Genomic DNA, 16321 nt, shown 5'->3' on the forward strand with positions numbered 1-16321 from the left:
ATATGAAAATTGATTTTTTAGGTGGAGCAGGTGAAGTTGGAGCTAGTTCAGTACTTTTAAGAATAGACAATAAAAATATTTTATTTGATTCAGGTATAAGACAGAGTGCATCTAAAGATCCTCTTCCAGATTTTAGAACAATACAACAAGTTGGAGGACTTGATGCAGTAATTATAAGTCACGCACATTTAGATCATATAGGTTCTTTGCCAATTATAAGTAAGGAATATCCAAATGCAAGAATATATATGAATAATATGACAAAAGATTTAACAAAAGTTTTGTTACATGATAGTTTAAAGATTATGAATAACAGGGAAAGTGAAATACCTTTATATGCAGAGCAAGATGTTGAAAATATGTTAAATAGAATATTTACAATTAATTATGAAGTAGAATTTTCAATATTTGATGGAATGAGTATATGTTTTTATAATGCAGGACATATAGCAGGGGCTAGTTGTATTTATTTAAAGAGTAGAGAGGGAGCTTTCTTTTATTCAGGAGATTTTTCAGTATTTTCACAAAAAACTGTAGAAGGTGCTAAAATACCTAAACTTAGACCAGATGTAGGAGTTTTTGAATGTACTTATGGAGATAAATTACATTCTAATAGAGAAATAGAAGAAAAAAAATTAATTGACTTAGTGAAAGAATGTATAAATAATAATGGAAAAATGCTTATTCCAGCTTTTGCACTAGGAAGAGCACAAGAAATAATTTTAATATTGAAAAAAGCTATGAATAAGGGAGAAATAAAAAAAATTAATGTTTTTGTAGATGGGATGGTTAAACAAATAAATAGAGTTTACAAATTTAATCCTTTATATTTAAGAAATTCTCTTGGTAAAAAAATATTAAGGGGAATAGAACCTTTTTATGATGATAATATTAAGCCTATAGAAAATAAAGAACAAAGAGAAAAGGTTTTTGAAGAAAATGATAGTTGTATTGTAATTTCTAGTTCAGGTATGTTAACAGGGGGACCAAGTCAAAGTTATGCTGAAAAATTAGCCTCTTTGGAAAATGGATATATAGTTATTAGTGGATATCAAGATGAAGAATCTCCAGGAAGAAAACTCTTAAATCTTTTAGAAGCAGATGAAAAAGATAGAGTCATAGAATTAAATAATAAAATAATGCCTGTAAAATGTAGAGTGGAGAGAGTTGGATTATCAGCTCATGGAGATAAAAGTGAAATAAGAGGACTTATTGATAGACTTACTCCCAAAAACGTATTTTTGGTACATGGAGATAAAGAAATAATACAGAGTTTTTCAAGTGAATTAGCACAGGATTATAGGGGAAGAGTATACACTCCAGATAGTGGAGAAAATTATGATATGCAAATAAGAAATCCTAGAAAACAATTAAAAAAGAAGTTTCCCTTTGTTTTAGATGCAAAAGAAAGTTTAAATGAAGAAAATATATCTTTATTATGGAGTTTTGTTGTAGAGAATTATGAAGATAGATTACTTAATGCAGAACAGTTATTTTATATTTGGAGTGGAGATGAAAATTTTAATGTAGAAAATCTTCAATATATTCAGAAACTAATTGTAAATTCTATATACTTTGAAAGTGATACTAGAAGATTGTTTTTGTTTAAAGCTAGAAATAAGCAAGAGGTTGAAGAAGATTTGAAACCTAAAGAATTAAAACCAAATGAAATAACAGAGTTAGTTAAAGAGTATTTTGGAGAATATAATTATAAAAAAGCAGGGTTAAAACTAGAAAACAAAAAGATAATTTTATATTTTGATTTTCCTAAAGCGGTAGATCAATCAATATATAGTAAAATTGAAAAATTTAAAGAAGATATTTCTTGGGAAATAAGTATTAATGAAGCTTTTAATAATAATGCAGCAGAACTTTTAATAAGAGATTTATTTGAAGGGTTAAATATAAAAAAGATATCATATCAGTTCTCATTAAATAAGATTGTAGTGGATATTGGAAAAGTAAATAGTAAACAAAATAAATTTAAAGAGCAAAAGGAAAAATTTAAAAGGATTACAGGAATATATTTAGAAATCAAAAACTGTGAAAATGTTAAGGCTAGTGATAATACTATAATTGGTGATGTAGATGGTGTAAAAACCATGGAGCAGAATGTAGCATTAAGATGTATTGATGATTATTTTAGGGATGAAGAATTTAAACCATATAAAAAGAGTATTAAGAATGTTTTGTCAGAAAGATATATTGAATTATCTTTTATTACTCCAGTTATAGGACAGAAATATATTGATAAATTAAATGATATATCTAAATATATTGGCTGGAAGTTAAAAATTTCAAATTCTTGTAATCAAAATGAAATAATAAATTTGGCACTTAGATTGTGTAATAAAAGTGGAATTGAGTTAAAGAAGAATCCGTCTTTTAATCCTATGACTTTAGAAGTTACATTGAAGCTTTTTTCAGATATTGATGATGGTATATTTAAATCAATGAAAGAGGAGTTTGACAATAAAACAGGATGCAAGCTTAAAGTATAGGCAGAGTTTTGCCCATATCAAGCCATTAAATAAAAAAAGTATAAGAACAGGAAACTTTTAAAGAGAATGAATAATGTATAATTAATAATTAACAATGAAGGAAATTTTGCCTTAGGGCAAAATAAAGAATATACAATTTAAGATTTTTGTTAAAACAAAAATCAACATTAATTATTAATTTTTAATTATTAATTCTTAACTGTATTGAAAGATTCCTTGATCTTATACTTTTTTTATGCAATATATACCTTTGTTTTTTACTGGCAATACATATAAGTGGTGTATAAATGTATTAGTATATCAAATCTTAAATAAATCTTAAATAAATATATATATTATGGTATTGTGATATAATTGTTAGAAAAGTTACTATTAATTTCATAAATAAGATGGGGGAAGAAAAATGGAGTATAGTAGGATTAATAAAAATGCAGTAAAGGCGTGGTTTATAGGTAGAATTATTTTTTTAGTGATTTTCTCAGGAATATATTTGGCTATAGGATACAAATTTTTGATTCCCAAATTTGGAGAAAGCATTACATTCAAATATGTTTTTGGTATATTGAGTTTTCTAATATTAGGATTCTTTTGTGTTAATACATTTATATTTCCTAAAATAGAATATAGACAATGGAGATATTTAATAACTGAAGATAAAATTGAATTAATTAATGGAATTATAATAAGAAGTAAAATCATAATTCCTATTTCTAGAATACAACATTTAGATATTGAACAAGGACCTATTTATAGAAAATTTGGACTAGCTTGCTTAAAATTGAATACCGCAGGAGCTTCTCATGAAATACCAGCATTAACTATAGATGAAGCAGAAGAATTATCTGAGAAGTTAAAACAAATAGTGGAAATGAGTGATAAAATTGAATAATATAGAAAGAAATCATATTTTAAAAGTTGTTTTTCAATTTATCAGAGAGATAGCAAAAGAATTGATTTTTATAATAATAGGTTATTCTTTTTTAAACAGTAAGTTTGGAAGTAAAATTGCAATAATATTAATTATAGCAGGTATAATAATTGACATAAGTATTTGTTTTTTAGAATGGTATAAAACATTTTTCTATATAAAAGATGGTTCAATATTTTATCAAAGTGGTATTTTAAATATAAAAAAGAGAGAAATTCCTTTTAATAATATTAATACCGTTGATGTATCTCAAAGTATAATAGAGAAAGTATTTAATTTATGTAAGATAAAAGTTGATACTGGAAGTGTAAAAAGTGATGAAAGTGAAATACTACTCCTTATAAATAGTGAAAGGGCATTTGAATTAAAGGATACACTATTAGTAAGACAAAGAAACGAAAAAGAAAGTGAACAAGAAAATAAACAACAACACAAAAAGTATATTTTGAGTATGAAAGATTTAATGATATATGCTTTAACATCTAATTCTATATTTAAAGGCGTAGGTATTATATATGCTTTGTATCATTTTTCAGATGATTATATAAGTAAAATTTTTAAAGTTGATATTGGTAAAAGTACTGAGAATATGGTTAAATCAAAGATTTATGGTAATGTGATATTAGGGATAGTAGGATTAATAATTATATTAATTATATTAAGTATTATATTGTCAATAATAAGTAGCTTTATAAAGTACTATAATTTTAATGTTTGTATAGATGAAGATAAGTTAAATATTAATCATGGATTATTTAATAAGAAAAATTATTCTTTTGATATAAAGAAAATAAAAGGAATACATATCAAACAAAGTTTACTTATGCAGTTTTTCAATATAAGAACTTTAGAAATTGAAAGTATAGGATATGGAGATGAAAAAGGGGAAAAAGCAATTTTATATCCTGTGTGTAATGAAGAATTTCAAAATAATTTAATAAAAGAATTGTTACCAGAGTTTTTATATGATGGATCTGTTAATAAAGTTCCTAAAAATGCTTACCTAAGATTTATATTTAAGAAAATTGTTTTTTCATTAATAGCAGCAGCATATTGTATATATCGTTTTAAATATGGTTATTTAAGCTTTATACTTATGATATTTTTAATTGCTTTAGGACATATGCAGTTTAAAAATACATCTGCAGGCATATCAGATAGACTAGTTTATATGTCGTATAATGGATTTAATAAAAAGCAGTCAATTATTAAGATTAAAGCAGTTCAGTCATTATCAATATCATATAATTATTTTCAAAAGTTAAAAGGAGTATGTAATTATAATATAAATATATTTAGTAATTCTTTTGGTAATAGTATAGAAGTTAAAAATTTAAGCAATGATTTAATGGATGATTTTACATGTAGGATTAGTTAAATAACTCAACTTTCGCAGATGAAAAACATCTGCTGCGGGAAATGATATCTTGCTTAGAAAACTTTCACTTCAGTAACAAGTTCTAAGCTTTACTCATATTGAAAAAAGATTTTTTAATTAATATTCCATAGGAATCAGTAATTAAAAAATAACTTTTTTCAAATTCGTAAAGCTAAGAACTTGTAAACTTTGTTCAAATGTTTCTTACGCAAGATATCATTTCCCTTCGCTAAGAAGTGTTTTTTTACTGTGAAAGTTGAGTTCTTAATTATCATTAAAATATTTCTTAATCTTATACCCTTTTTTCACTGTTATCTATCCTCTGTCAACTCTCAACTGTCCTCTATCTTTTAGGAGCATCCAGTGGTTGTTCCGCAATCAAGGCATACTTTGCAGGTACCGTTTTGTACCATTCTTGTGCTTGCACAATTTGGACAAGTTTCTGTATATAATCTTTCACCTTGAATTTCAGTAGTTTCATGTGAAATTATATCTGAACTTTTATTTGCAAAAGTATTTAAATCTATATTTTTAATATGATTACTATTTGTTTCCTCGTTAGTTACAGCTGCTAAATTTTCAGGTTTAACTTGACAACGCGAAAAATCACCTATTTCAATATCAATTATTTTACTTATAAGATCAGATATTGAAGTTACGTATTTTATATATGGATGTTTTTGTACAAAACCATAAGGCTCATATATTTGCCCCTTTAACATTTTAGAAATATCTTTTGGAGGTACATGATATTGAAGCATCACAGATATAGATTTTGAAAGTGAATTTAAAAGCCCCATTATTGTTGTACCTTCTCTATCTGTAGTAATATATATTTCTGATATTTCGCCAGTTTCATTTCTATTTACAGTAGTATATATTTTTACGTTATCAATTTGAGCAGGATGGGTTTTGCCCTGTCTTATTCCTATAAGTTTATCACGACTTGAATATTTGTGAACATGTTTAAAATCTTTGAGTTTTTCAGTAAGATTATTAGCTTCCATTAAAAGTTCTTTATAATTTAAATCTTCTAAACATTTATTTTTAGAATCAGTTAGTTGATTATTCAAAGGCTGACTTACTTTAGAAGAATCTCTATATATTGAAATTCCTTTTACACCTAGTTTCCAAGATTTTAAAGTTACATCAGCTATATCATTAATTGAAGCTGTTTTTGGTAAATTAACAGTTTTTGATATTGATCCTGAAACAAAGGGTGTTAATGCAGCCATCATAAGTACGTGTCCCATATAAGATATATATTTTTTACCTGTTCCACAAATATTTGAAGTATCAAAAATTGATAAATGTTCTTGTTTTAAATGAGGAGCTCCTTCAATTTTTCCATCTATGATTTTCTCATATTCAAAACCATCTTCAGTTACTTTTTCTTTTCTCAATATATAATTTAAAATATGTTTAATCTGATGTTTATTATAACCTAAATTTTCAAGGGAATCTTCTATTACAGGATTAACTATAGTCATATATCCGCCACCTGAAAGTTTTTTATATACAAAATGGCTAAAATAAGGTTCTATAGAAGTAGCACCACAATCCATTGCAAGTGAAATAGTACCTGTTGGGGCTATTACGGATACTTGAGCATTTCTATATCCATATTTTTCACCACTTTCTAAAGCGTTAGTAAAGCATTGTTTTAAGGCAGAACTAATATCTTTTAGATTTTCAGCTTCTAATAATTTGTGATTAATTTTAAAAGGGGTATAATGTAAATCTTCGAAATTGTCATTTAGAGCTCCAGCAGCTCTTGCATGGTTTCTTATTACTTTTAACATATATTTTTTATTTATATCATATTTATTAAAGGTACCTATTTTTTCAGCCATTAAAGATGAAACATAATATGAGTAACCAGTTAGTATACCAGTTAAAGATGCAGCTAAATTTCTTGCTTTATCAGAATCATAAGGATATCCCATTACCATAAAAAGTGAGGCTATGTTTGCAACTCCAAGCCCAGTAGTTCTAAATAAATATGATTTCCTTGCTATATCTTTAGTTGGAAATTGACCCCAATTAATAGAAGCTTCTAAAGCAAGTTGAATAAGACCTATTAAGTGTGTATAACTAGTTACATCAAATTTTTTAGTTTTATTATCATAAAATTTATATAAATTTATTGAAGCTAAATTACAAGCTGTGTCATCTAAAAACGCATATTCTCCACAAGGATTGGTAGAATTTATTCTATTATATTTTGAATTAACTTTTCCGTCTTCTCCAGCAGGACAAGTATGCCAAGCATTGAATGTATCATCGAATTGAGCTGCAGGGTCAGCACATTCCCATATAGACTTATTATATTTATCCCAAATTTCTTTTACTAGAACAGTTTTATTTACATTATTATCAACTCTACCTTTGAGTTCTATAGTTTCATCAGGGTTATTTTTAAAATTTTTAACTTTTTTCATGAAGTCATCTGAAAATCTTATTGAATTATTTCCATTTTGTCCAGATACAGTTTCATATGCTTCTCCTTCAAAATTTGTATCGTATCCCATTTTGCCTAAATCTCTTACTTTTTGTTCTTCTTTTGCTTTCCATGTTATAAAATTCAAAATTTCAGGATGATCTACATCTAAACAAAGCATTTTTGCAGCACGTCTTGTTGTTCCTCCAGATTTTATAGCTCCTGCATTTCTATCTAAAGCTTTTAAAAAGCTCATGAGACCAGAAGAAACTCCTCCACCTGAAAGTTTTTCATTTTTAGCTCTTATACTTGAAAAATTAGTTCCTGTACCAGAACCACCTTTAAAAAGTCTTGTTTCGGTTACAAAGTGTTCTGATATAGAATGATTTCCAAGAAGTTTATCTTCAATGGATAGAATAAAACATGCAGATGCTTGTGTACGAGAATAGGCATCATTGCTTTCTATTACTTTATTTAACTTTTCATCAAAATAAAAACTTCCTTGTTTATTACCCTTAATATTATAAGAATGTGCAAGACCAGTATTAAACCACTGTGGAGAATTTGGAGCGTACATTTGATTTAAAAAGGCATATACCATTTCATCATAAAAAATAGATGCTTCTTCATCAGTTTCTATAAGTCCTTCATCTTTTAAAGATTCACTCCAAAAATTAACTATCCTGTGTGCTACCATTTTCATGCTGTTTTCATAGCCACATTCATTAGGTACACCAGATTTTCTAAAATATTTAGATGCAATTATATCACAAGCATTTTGAGAATAATGACATGGAAATTCTAAGTTAGTCATGTTAATTAATGTTTTTCCAGTTTTGTGATCTTGTAATGTTACATTAACTTTTTTCCATTTAAAAAGATCATATACAGTTTTATTTTTATCTTTTTCCAAATCTTTTGTAAAAACTCTTTTGAACAAGGATTTTAAATTTTTCATATTTAGTTTTACCAACATTGGTTGGTAAGTGTCACCTCCATTTTTTAAAAAAAAGTAAAATATTACATTATTTCAATATATAGCTATAAAAATGAGTTTAAGTATAGTATAATACATATAATGTAAATTTGCCACAACAACTATATATAGTTATTATATTCAAAAACGAACACTATATGTTGTATTATAGAGTAAAATCTTTAAATGTTCAATAAAAAAAATTGATCAATCTTTTTTTAAAAAGTTATAAAAATAAACTTTCCATAGTTTTTATTTTATATAATATATAAATAAATTTTGATTTAATATAAAATTTATATACTAATTACCTAAGTTTCGTACAAACGAAACTTTAGTAATTTCCATATTATAGTTTCCAAAAAATAAATAGTGGATAATACCAAGCCTTAGAGTATAATTTTCTTACCACAAAAAATTATGAAAGGCAGGTATTATCCATATGAATAATTTTACCTTTACTCAAGACAATTGTAAAGAAGAAACTACTTCCACTTGGTTAATTTCAGTAATGCAATTTGGTTTGAAAATTAATTTTTTTAAGCCACTTGAGAGCTTTAAGCTCAAAATGAAGAAAGTAAAATATTCTGTATATCAAAAGCTTATTACCACTATGATGTCTATAGTTATTGGTTGCGAAACAACTAAGGATATCAATGAAAAGCTTGGAGTAGAAAAACTTACTGCAAATATATTTGATATGGATAGAGTTCCAGATCAATCACAGATTAATTTGTTGCTTACACGTTTTGATTCAGACAGTATAAACCAGCTACAAGATATTCATCATACTTTATTTATAGAGCATAGTAATTCTATTAGCTCACAACATAAAGTAGTCGTAGACTGCGACCAAACAGGATTAATTGCTAATGGTAAAACCTTTGAATTAGCAGAAAAAGGTTACTTTTCTAAAAAGAAAAATCAAAGTGGATATCAATTAGCTGCCGCATTTACAGGTAAGCATTCTGAAACAGTAGCAATGTCTTTAGATTCAGGAAATAGCCACTGTACTGATCATTATGATGACTTATTAAAGTCTATTTTATCTAAATATAGAGAGCAACTTCTTAATGGTAATCTAATATTAAGAACTGACAGTGGCTTTGGTTCATCAGACAATATTGAAAAATTATTGTCAACTCCTAAACTAAAGTTTGTTACAAAAGCATACTCTACTGTTAAAGCTAAAAATCTTGCAAAAAATATACCTTATTCAGAATATATTAAAGCCGATAAAGCTGCTTGGGTATATGAATTTTCAGTAGAGAATGGACTTAGGTATATTATAGTTCAAACATTATCTAAAAAGGGAAATTTAAAATATTCTTTGCTTATAACAAATATAAGTTCTAAAGAAATGAATGCAGTAGAACTATTTCACTTTTATAATGAACGTCAAACTATAGAAGCATTTTTTAAAATGGCTAAAAATGTATACCATATAAAAAACCTAAGAACTAAAAAATTTTTCGGAATCTATGGTTTCTTATGGTTAGTATTTATAACACATAACCTCATAAGTTGTTTTAAGTCTACAGTTCTATATGAAACAGAACTGTATGATGTAGGGGTAGGTGCTTTAGTTAAGAAAGTTGGAAATATAAAAGGTTTTGTCAAAAGAACTAGTAAAGGAATTATAGTTAATATTCCACCATTAACAAAACTATCTAAGATAATTGCTGACGCACTTTCCAGACCACAATATACTCAACTTTCTTTTGATATTTGAGGTTAAAAATGAAATTTTAACTAATGAAATATAATCCAAAATTTCAAATTAATATTTACCTGTTTTTAGTGTTGCCATTTTTAAAATTGGAATATAAAACCAAGAGGCTACGCCTAAAAACTGGGAAATAGCGGAATATTATAACTAATAATACCAGACAAATATATACAAATATAAGTTTTATATTTGTACGAAACTTAGGTAATTAGAAATTAATTAATATAAATATAATGTATGGTATATATATAATATTTTTGATATAATATATGAGGTGTTTAATTTACAACATTAGATATTTTGGTATTAAATTTAGACGTTTAAGGCATAAGTTTGTATTTTGTAAACAATATGTATTAAAATTTAATTAGTTATAGTTTAAAATTAATATACATTACAAAAGAAGGGGGTTTCTCTATGAAAAGTTTTAAAAAAATTATATGTTTTGCTGTAGCTGCAATGATGATTTTGCCTATGGCAGGATGTGGTTCAAGCAATAAATTATTAGATGCAATACAAAAAACTTCAAAAGTTAATTCTTATGCTTTTAATGCAAAAGTTAAATTATCACAAAAGGGTGGTAATCAAAAAGAATTAGCTAATCTTTTAAGTAATATGAATTTCACATTGGATGGTAAAGTTCAACAAAATAAAGATAAGTATGTTAAAACAGATATGAACATAAAGCTTAATATGATGGGAATAGCTGTTGATTATGGTGTTTTATCAGAAGTAAACTTAGATAAAAACAATGAGGATTACAAAGTCTTCATGAAGCTTCCAGAATTTTTAAAGAGTCAAATGCCAGCAGGTTCTAAGGATTTTGATTATCTTTATTTAGGAAAAGATAGCATGGATAAGATTCAAAAGGAACTAAAAATAAAGGAAGAACAAATTCCTGAAATGCAGACTAAAGATATGGTACAAAAATCTACAAAATTTCAACAAGGTTTTTATGAGTTTGTAAAAACATATACAGATGAAAATGGTAAAAAAATAGTAGTAGACAATGGAAACAAAGATATGAAAGTAAATGGAAAAGAAGAAAAACTTCATATGTATCAAATAAAAATAGATAATGAAGGTTTAAAGAAATTTTTAAAAGCTTATCTTAAAGATGAAAAAAGACAAAAAGAATTAACAAGTTTCTTAGAGACTGTGGACCAAAAAACTTCAAGTAAAAAGTTTGATGTAAAGAAAGCACTTTCAGACATAGATAAAATGCCTAAAATAATAGGAGATAAGGGTATTGTATTAGAGTTTGGAATAAAAAATGGATATGTAGCTAAAGAAATATTAGATATAAATTTAGTATCAGAAAAATCTGAAAGCTTTTCATGCAATGTAGATATTGATATTTTTGATATTAATAAAGATATGAAAATTCAACTTCCAAGTAAGAAAGATTCTAAGGTTGTAGATTACTATGATTTTATGAAACAACAAATGAATGCTCAAGAGAAGTTGCAAAAACAACTAAAAGCAGCACAATAATATTTAAGAATTAAGTTTGAATTTATAGAACTTGTCTATTTTAATGATTAATTATATTATTAAAATAGGCAAGTTTTTATTTTTATTAAAAAAATTATGAATTTTTTAAAAGAATTTATTGATTTAACAATTAAAAGGAAGGGGAAATATATTGTGGTATATAATTATAAAGATAAATCTCCTAAAATAGATAAAAGTACATTTATTGCAGAAAGTGCAGATGTAATAGGGGATGTAACTATAGAGAAAAATGTTAGTATATGGTTTGGAGCTGTTTTAAGAGGAGATAGCAACATAATATGTGTAGGTGAGAATACTAATATACAAGATAATACTGTAGTACATGTAGATAGTGGTAAATACCCAACTATAATAGGAAATAATATAACAATAGGACATAATGCTATAATACATGGATGTAAAATAAATGATAATGTGCTTATTGGAATGGGAACTATAATATTAAATGGAGCTGAAATAGGTAAAAATACAATAGTTGGAGCAGGGAGTTTAGTAACTCAAAATAAAAAGATACCAGAAGGTGTTTTATGTCTTGGTTCTCCTGCAAAGGTAGTTAGAAAGCTTACTCAGGAAGAAATAAAATCTATACAGGAATCAGTAGACCACTATGTTAAGCTTTCTAAAGAGTATTTAATAATAGGTAACTCAACTTTCGCAGGTGAAAAACAACCGCTGCGGTAAATGATATCTTGCTCAGAAACCTTTCACTTCAGTAACAAGTTCTAAGCTTTACTCATATTGAAAAAAGATTTTTTAATTAATATTCCATAGGAATCAGTAATTAAAAAATGACTTTTTTCAAATTCGTAAAACTAAGAACTTGTAAACTTTGTTCAAATGTTTCTTACGCAATATATCATTTACCTTCGCTAGGTAGTATTTTTGTACTACGAAAGTTGAGTGAATAATTAATAATGGATGAAGGAAATTCTGCATTAGGACAAAATAAGTAAGTTTTGAAACAATGAAGTTGGATATTGACAAGAAAATAATATGATGATATAATCAAACAAGATTTTAATAACGGAGATGAAGCTCTCCAAGGTTTTCCTAAAATGCAATTTTGCTAATGGCTTCTACGAATGTTTTGATATATTCGTAGAAGTTTTTTTATTGAAAAAATTACATATTGTTATAATTTAAAATTTAAATTATAATTTCAACTTTCCAAGGTGAAAAATAGTCGTTGTGGGAAATGATATCTTGTTCTGAAACTTGTATTTTAAAGATAATTAATAGTTAATAATGAATAATTCAACTTTCGCAGGTAAAAAATAGCCGCTACGGGAAATGATATCTTGCTTAGAAACCTTTCACTTCAGTAACAAGTTCTAAGCTTTACTCATATTGAAAAAAGATTTTTTAATTAATATTCCGTAGGAATCAGTAATTAAAAAATAACTTTTTTCAAATTCGTAAAGCTAAGAACTTGTAAACTTTGTTCAAATGTTTCTTACGCAAGATATCATTTCCCTTCGCTAAGCAGTGTTTTTTTACTGCGAAAGTTGAGTGAATAATTAATAATTAAGGAAATTTTGCCTTAGGGCAAAATAACTAATTTAATTATTAATTGTTGTTAAATGTTTTTATACAATATATCATTTTTATTTGCTAGATAGTATTTTTTTACTGTAAAAGTTGAGTTAAAACTATATAACACAAGGAGGAATATTATGATTAAAAGTATTATGTTAATACTATTCTTAGGAATACTTTTGGGCAAGCTATTTAGTAAAATAAAACTTCCAGCACTTCTGGGAATGATAATTGCAGGAGTTATTGTTGGACCATATGGATTAAATTTGTTAGATAAAACAATAATGGCAAGTTCAGGGGACATAAGAAAGATAGCACTTATAATTATTTTATTAAGGGCAGGATTAGGTATAAATAAACAATTACTTAAAAAAGTTGGTAAAGTATCTATAAAAATGAGCGCTATACCATGTTTATGTGAGGGAGCAGTATTACTTTTTATTTCTCATAAACTATTACATTTACCTATATTACAAGCAGGAATGTTAGCATTTATAATTGCAGCAGTATCACCGGCAGTAGTAGTACCAGCAATGTTAAGTTTAAAAGAAAGAAAATTAGGAACTAAAAAGGGTATTCCAATAGTAATTTTAGCAGGATCATCTATTGATGATATTTTTGCTATAACAATATTTACTGTATTTTTAGGTATGTCTTCAAATTCAGGACAGTCTATTGGAATGCAGCTTATGAAAATACCAGTAGAAATAATAGGTGGTATTTTATTTGGTATAATTTCTGGTTACATATTAGAAAAAATATATAATAATTTTGAATCTAGAATTACAGAATTAGAAAAATTAGCAGTACTTTTAATTACAGCGTTTTTCCTAGTTGTAATAGGTGATCTAATACATGTATCAGGACTTTTAAGTGTAATGACACTTGGTTTTATTTTATTAGAAAAATGTGAAAAAACAGCTAAAAGATTAGAAAGTCAACTTAATAAAATTTGGTATTTTGCTCAAGTATTCTTATTTGCATTAATTGGTGCGGCGGTTAATATTCCAGTAGCAGTAAATGCAGGAATAATAGGAATAGTAGTTATTTTAATAGGACTTATAGGAAGAACTATAGGAGTGTTTATAGCTCTTGCAGGATCTAATCTTAATAGAAAAGAAAGGCTATTTTGTGCTATAGCATATTCTCCAAAGGCTACAGTACAGGCAGCCATAGGAGCTATACCTTTTCAAATGGGAATACCGAATGGTGAGCTTATTTTAGCTATTTCAGTATTAGCAATTATCTTAACAGCGCCATTAGGAGCTATAGCAATTAATTCATCTGCACCAAAACTTTTAGAAGATAATAGTAATGACGAAATAGAAGTAGCATAATTTTTAAATTTTAAGGAAGATGTTCTATAGAATTTTCATAAAACTAAGGACTGCATTAAAACGCAGTCCTTAGTTTTATTTATTCACTTGCATTTGTTACTGTAACTACCATATTTATTTCACCGCCAGTATTTTCAGCTTCACAGAACATTTTTTGAAGGCAGTGAAAAACTTCTTCTTTTGAACCTGTTAAATGTGTATTCATTGAATCTATAGAATAAGCAACATCTGTATTGTGTAAGGTATTTATAGAATTATTAATAACTTGTGAAGCATTATTAGTTTTTAAAGGATATATAGCAACTTCAGCTGCAATCATTTAAAAATCACCTCTTAAAATTAATGTGTATTACTAGTATGTGAAGAAGAGATGATAGTATACTGAAATACTATTGTGTTATTTACCTATCCTTACTAATCTATCAACAGGTTTATAAAAATCCTTATATATTAGCTTTTTTGAAATTTGTTTCTTATTTTCATAAGTAATTTTATAAACATTTACTTTGTATCCTTTACTCCCTTTAATTTCAACTAATTCCTTACCCTTGGTAAGTTTATTATCATAAATGGTTTTGGTTTTATTAGGTACTATTTCATATACTTTACTATCAAAATCATATTTTTTATTGTTTAAACTTGAGTTTGAGTATATATTAAAAGTAAGGAGATTATTTTTTATATAACCTTGAATATATATAGGATATTTGAGAGTATTTTTAAATTTGTAGTCAATATTATCATAAAATACTGTAGCATCTAATCCTATTTTTACATACGTGGAAGGCATACTATGATTATGGCGTTCCACAGAAGGTATGTTAGCTCTTAAAATAGAATTATAAAGAGTGGTACATACTTGACATATTCCACCACCTAAGCTAGGAACTAATTTATTGTCTATAATTACAGGCGCTTCTTTATAGCCTTTTTTAGAGGTGGTTTCACCTATTGTATTATTAAAGCTGAATGATTGATTAGGCATTAGTATAATTCCATTGAGAGGTTTACAAGCAATAGCAATATTATTAATTCTTTCTTTAGAACCTGATAATTTAGTAGAAAATGTAGATATCTTTGTATTGATTTTTTCTAGATTAGATTTTTTTATTTTTGGTTCAATTTTTTTGGTAGGTACAGGTATTGTTATATTTTTTTCTGTAGATTTATATATACTGTCAACAATAGATTTTTTTAATGCATTTTTATCAACAATTAATCCAATTGTTTCAGGTTTAATTGTTAATTTAGATGAAGTATCTGCAGAAATTGATGCGTTGATTTCTTTTCGATTAACTTTTTGTGAGATTGTATTTATAAATTTATCTAATACAGTTTTATCATAAGAAAGATTCAATTTAATTATTTTTTTGCCATTAAAATCATTTGATTTAACTTTTTTAATTAAATCGTAGGCTTCATTTACAGCTTTATTTAGATCATAATTTATTTTTAGATTTGACCAAGTTAGAGAATAACTTGCTTTTTCAGTTTCTACTATTATTTTTTTGTCAGAATTTTTTCCCTGATATTTATCTTTTAGTAATTTTAAAGTTTCATCTTTACTTTTGTCTGTAACATCTATATTTTCTATATAGATTTTAGAAGGATTGGGAATTGTTTTTGTATTAGATGTATTATTTTTTTTAGGATTATTACAAGATATCATAAAAACAACTGTTAAAAATATAATACCAAAAGGAATTGCTTTAGTATAAAATTTTTTCATGATATTTTCCTCCCAAAATGTATTTTATAATAGTTTTCCCAGTATAAAAAAATATATAAATACTAAAATTTTAAATTAATAACTCAATTTTCGCAGGTGAAAAACAACCGCTACGGGAAATGATATATTGGTTAGAAACCTTTTATTTTAAAGATAATTAATAGTTAATAATGAATAATTAATAATAAAGGAAATTTTGCCTTAGGGCAAAATAAGTAATATATAATTTTAAATTTTTGCTAAAGCAAAAAT

At 26.2% G+C, this 16321-nt stretch carries 10 protein-coding genes and 1 riboswitch; of the genes, 7 read left to right on the plus strand and 3 right to left on the minus strand.

What is annotated here, in order from left to right; all coding sequences use genetic code 11:
• Positions 1–2: 2 nt before the first annotated feature.
• The 3 genes from ACFIJ5_RS04165 to ACFIJ5_RS04175 all read left to right on the plus strand — a co-directional run bounded on the left by ACFIJ5_RS04165 (position 3) and on the right by ACFIJ5_RS04175 (position 4807).
• A complete protein-coding gene (locus ACFIJ5_RS04165; RefSeq protein WP_379804153.1) occupies positions 3–2501 on the plus strand; it encodes an MBL fold metallo-hydrolase in 2499 nt (832 codons plus the stop codon).
• Between the two features lie 403 nt (positions 2502–2904).
• The gene (locus tag ACFIJ5_RS04170; protein WP_379804155.1) at positions 2905–3390 is read left to right on the plus strand and encodes a PH domain-containing protein; all 486 of its coding nucleotides are present in this window, start codon (positions 2905–2907) and stop codon (positions 3388–3390) included.
• Positions 3383–4807 (plus strand): PH domain-containing protein, encoded by a 1425-nt coding sequence (locus ACFIJ5_RS04175; protein WP_379804157.1) that lies wholly within the window; start codon positions 3383–3385, stop codon positions 4805–4807. Before ACFIJ5_RS04170 ends, ACFIJ5_RS04175 begins: the two co-directional genes overlap by 8 nt.
• A 350-nt stretch (positions 4808–5157) precedes the next feature.
• Here ACFIJ5_RS04175 and ACFIJ5_RS04180 read toward each other — a convergent pair whose 3' ends face one another.
• Entirely contained in the window at positions 5158–8205 is a 3048-nt protein-coding gene (locus ACFIJ5_RS04180) for a vitamin B12-dependent ribonucleotide reductase (protein ID WP_379804160.1), read from the minus strand.
• A 460-nt stretch (positions 8206–8665) separates the two neighbouring features.
• Here ACFIJ5_RS04180 and ACFIJ5_RS04185 point away from each other — a divergent pair, with 460 nt between their 5' ends.
• From ACFIJ5_RS04185 to ACFIJ5_RS04200, 4 genes are all read left to right on the plus strand, one after another.
• Complete coding sequence (locus ACFIJ5_RS04185) at positions 8666–9955, plus strand: transposase (protein ID WP_379804162.1); 1290 nt, start codon at positions 8666–8668, stop codon at positions 9953–9955.
• Positions 9956–10369: 414 nt separating this feature from the next.
• On the plus strand, positions 10370–11446 hold the full coding sequence (locus tag ACFIJ5_RS04190; protein WP_379804165.1) for a hypothetical protein: 1077 nt from the start codon (positions 10370–10372) through the stop codon (positions 11444–11446).
• Positions 11447–11599: 153 nt separating this feature from the next.
• Complete coding sequence (locus ACFIJ5_RS04195; protein ID WP_379804167.1) at positions 11600–12148, plus strand: gamma carbonic anhydrase family protein; 549 nt, start codon at positions 11600–11602, stop codon at positions 12146–12148.
• Between the two features lie 335 nt (positions 12149–12483).
• Positions 12484–12553, plus strand: a riboswitch (Fluoride riboswitch).
• 587 nt (positions 12554–13140) lie between these two features.
• On the plus strand, positions 13141–14340 hold the full coding sequence (locus ACFIJ5_RS04200) for a cation:proton antiporter (RefSeq protein ID WP_379804170.1): 1200 nt from the start codon (positions 13141–13143) through the stop codon (positions 14338–14340).
• Positions 14341–14419: 79 nt separating this feature from the next.
• Here the strand turns inward: ACFIJ5_RS04200 and ACFIJ5_RS04205 are convergent, their stop codons facing one another.
• The gene (locus ACFIJ5_RS04205) at positions 14420–14659 is read right to left on the minus strand and encodes a YkoF family thiamine/hydroxymethylpyrimidine-binding protein (protein WP_379804173.1); all 240 of its coding nucleotides are present in this window, start codon (positions 14657–14659) and stop codon (positions 14420–14422) included.
• 78 nt (positions 14660–14737) lie between these two features.
• Complete coding sequence (locus ACFIJ5_RS04210) at positions 14738–16069, minus strand: VanW family protein (protein WP_379804176.1); 1332 nt, start codon at positions 16067–16069, stop codon at positions 14738–14740.
• Between the last annotated feature and the right edge of the window lie 252 nt (positions 16070–16321).

This window comes from Haloimpatiens myeolchijeotgali (genome assembly GCF_042688525.2).
GTDB lineage: Bacteria > Bacillota > Clostridia > Clostridiales > Clostridiaceae > Haloimpatiens.

What these genes read in the sequence shown, in the direction of transcription:
- ACFIJ5_RS04165 (WP_379804153.1), top strand. Translation starts at nt 3, where the DNA reads ATGAAAATTGATTTTTTAGGTGGAGCAGGTGAAGTTGGAGCTAGTTCA.
- ACFIJ5_RS04170 (WP_379804155.1), top strand. Translation starts at nt 2,905, where the DNA reads ATGGAGTATAGTAGGATTAATAAAAATGCAGTAAAGGCGTGGTTTATA.
- ACFIJ5_RS04180 (WP_379804160.1), bottom strand. Translation starts at nt 8,205, where the DNA reads ATGAAAAATTTAAAATCCTTGTTCAAAAGAGTTTTTACAAAAGATTTG.
- ACFIJ5_RS04185 (WP_379804162.1), top strand. Translation starts at nt 8,666, where the DNA reads ATGAATAATTTTACCTTTACTCAAGACAATTGTAAAGAAGAAACTACT.
- ACFIJ5_RS04190 (WP_379804165.1), top strand. Translation starts at nt 10,370, where the DNA reads ATGAAAAGTTTTAAAAAAATTATATGTTTTGCTGTAGCTGCAATGATG.
- ACFIJ5_RS04200 (WP_379804170.1), top strand. Translation starts at nt 13,141, where the DNA reads ATGATTAAAAGTATTATGTTAATACTATTCTTAGGAATACTTTTGGGC.
- ACFIJ5_RS04205 (WP_379804173.1), bottom strand. Translation starts at nt 14,659, where the DNA reads ATGATTGCAGCTGAAGTTGCTATATATCCTTTAAAAACTAATAATGCT.
- ACFIJ5_RS04210 (WP_379804176.1), bottom strand. Translation starts at nt 16,069, where the DNA reads ATGAAAAAATTTTATACTAAAGCAATTCCTTTTGGTATTATATTTTTA.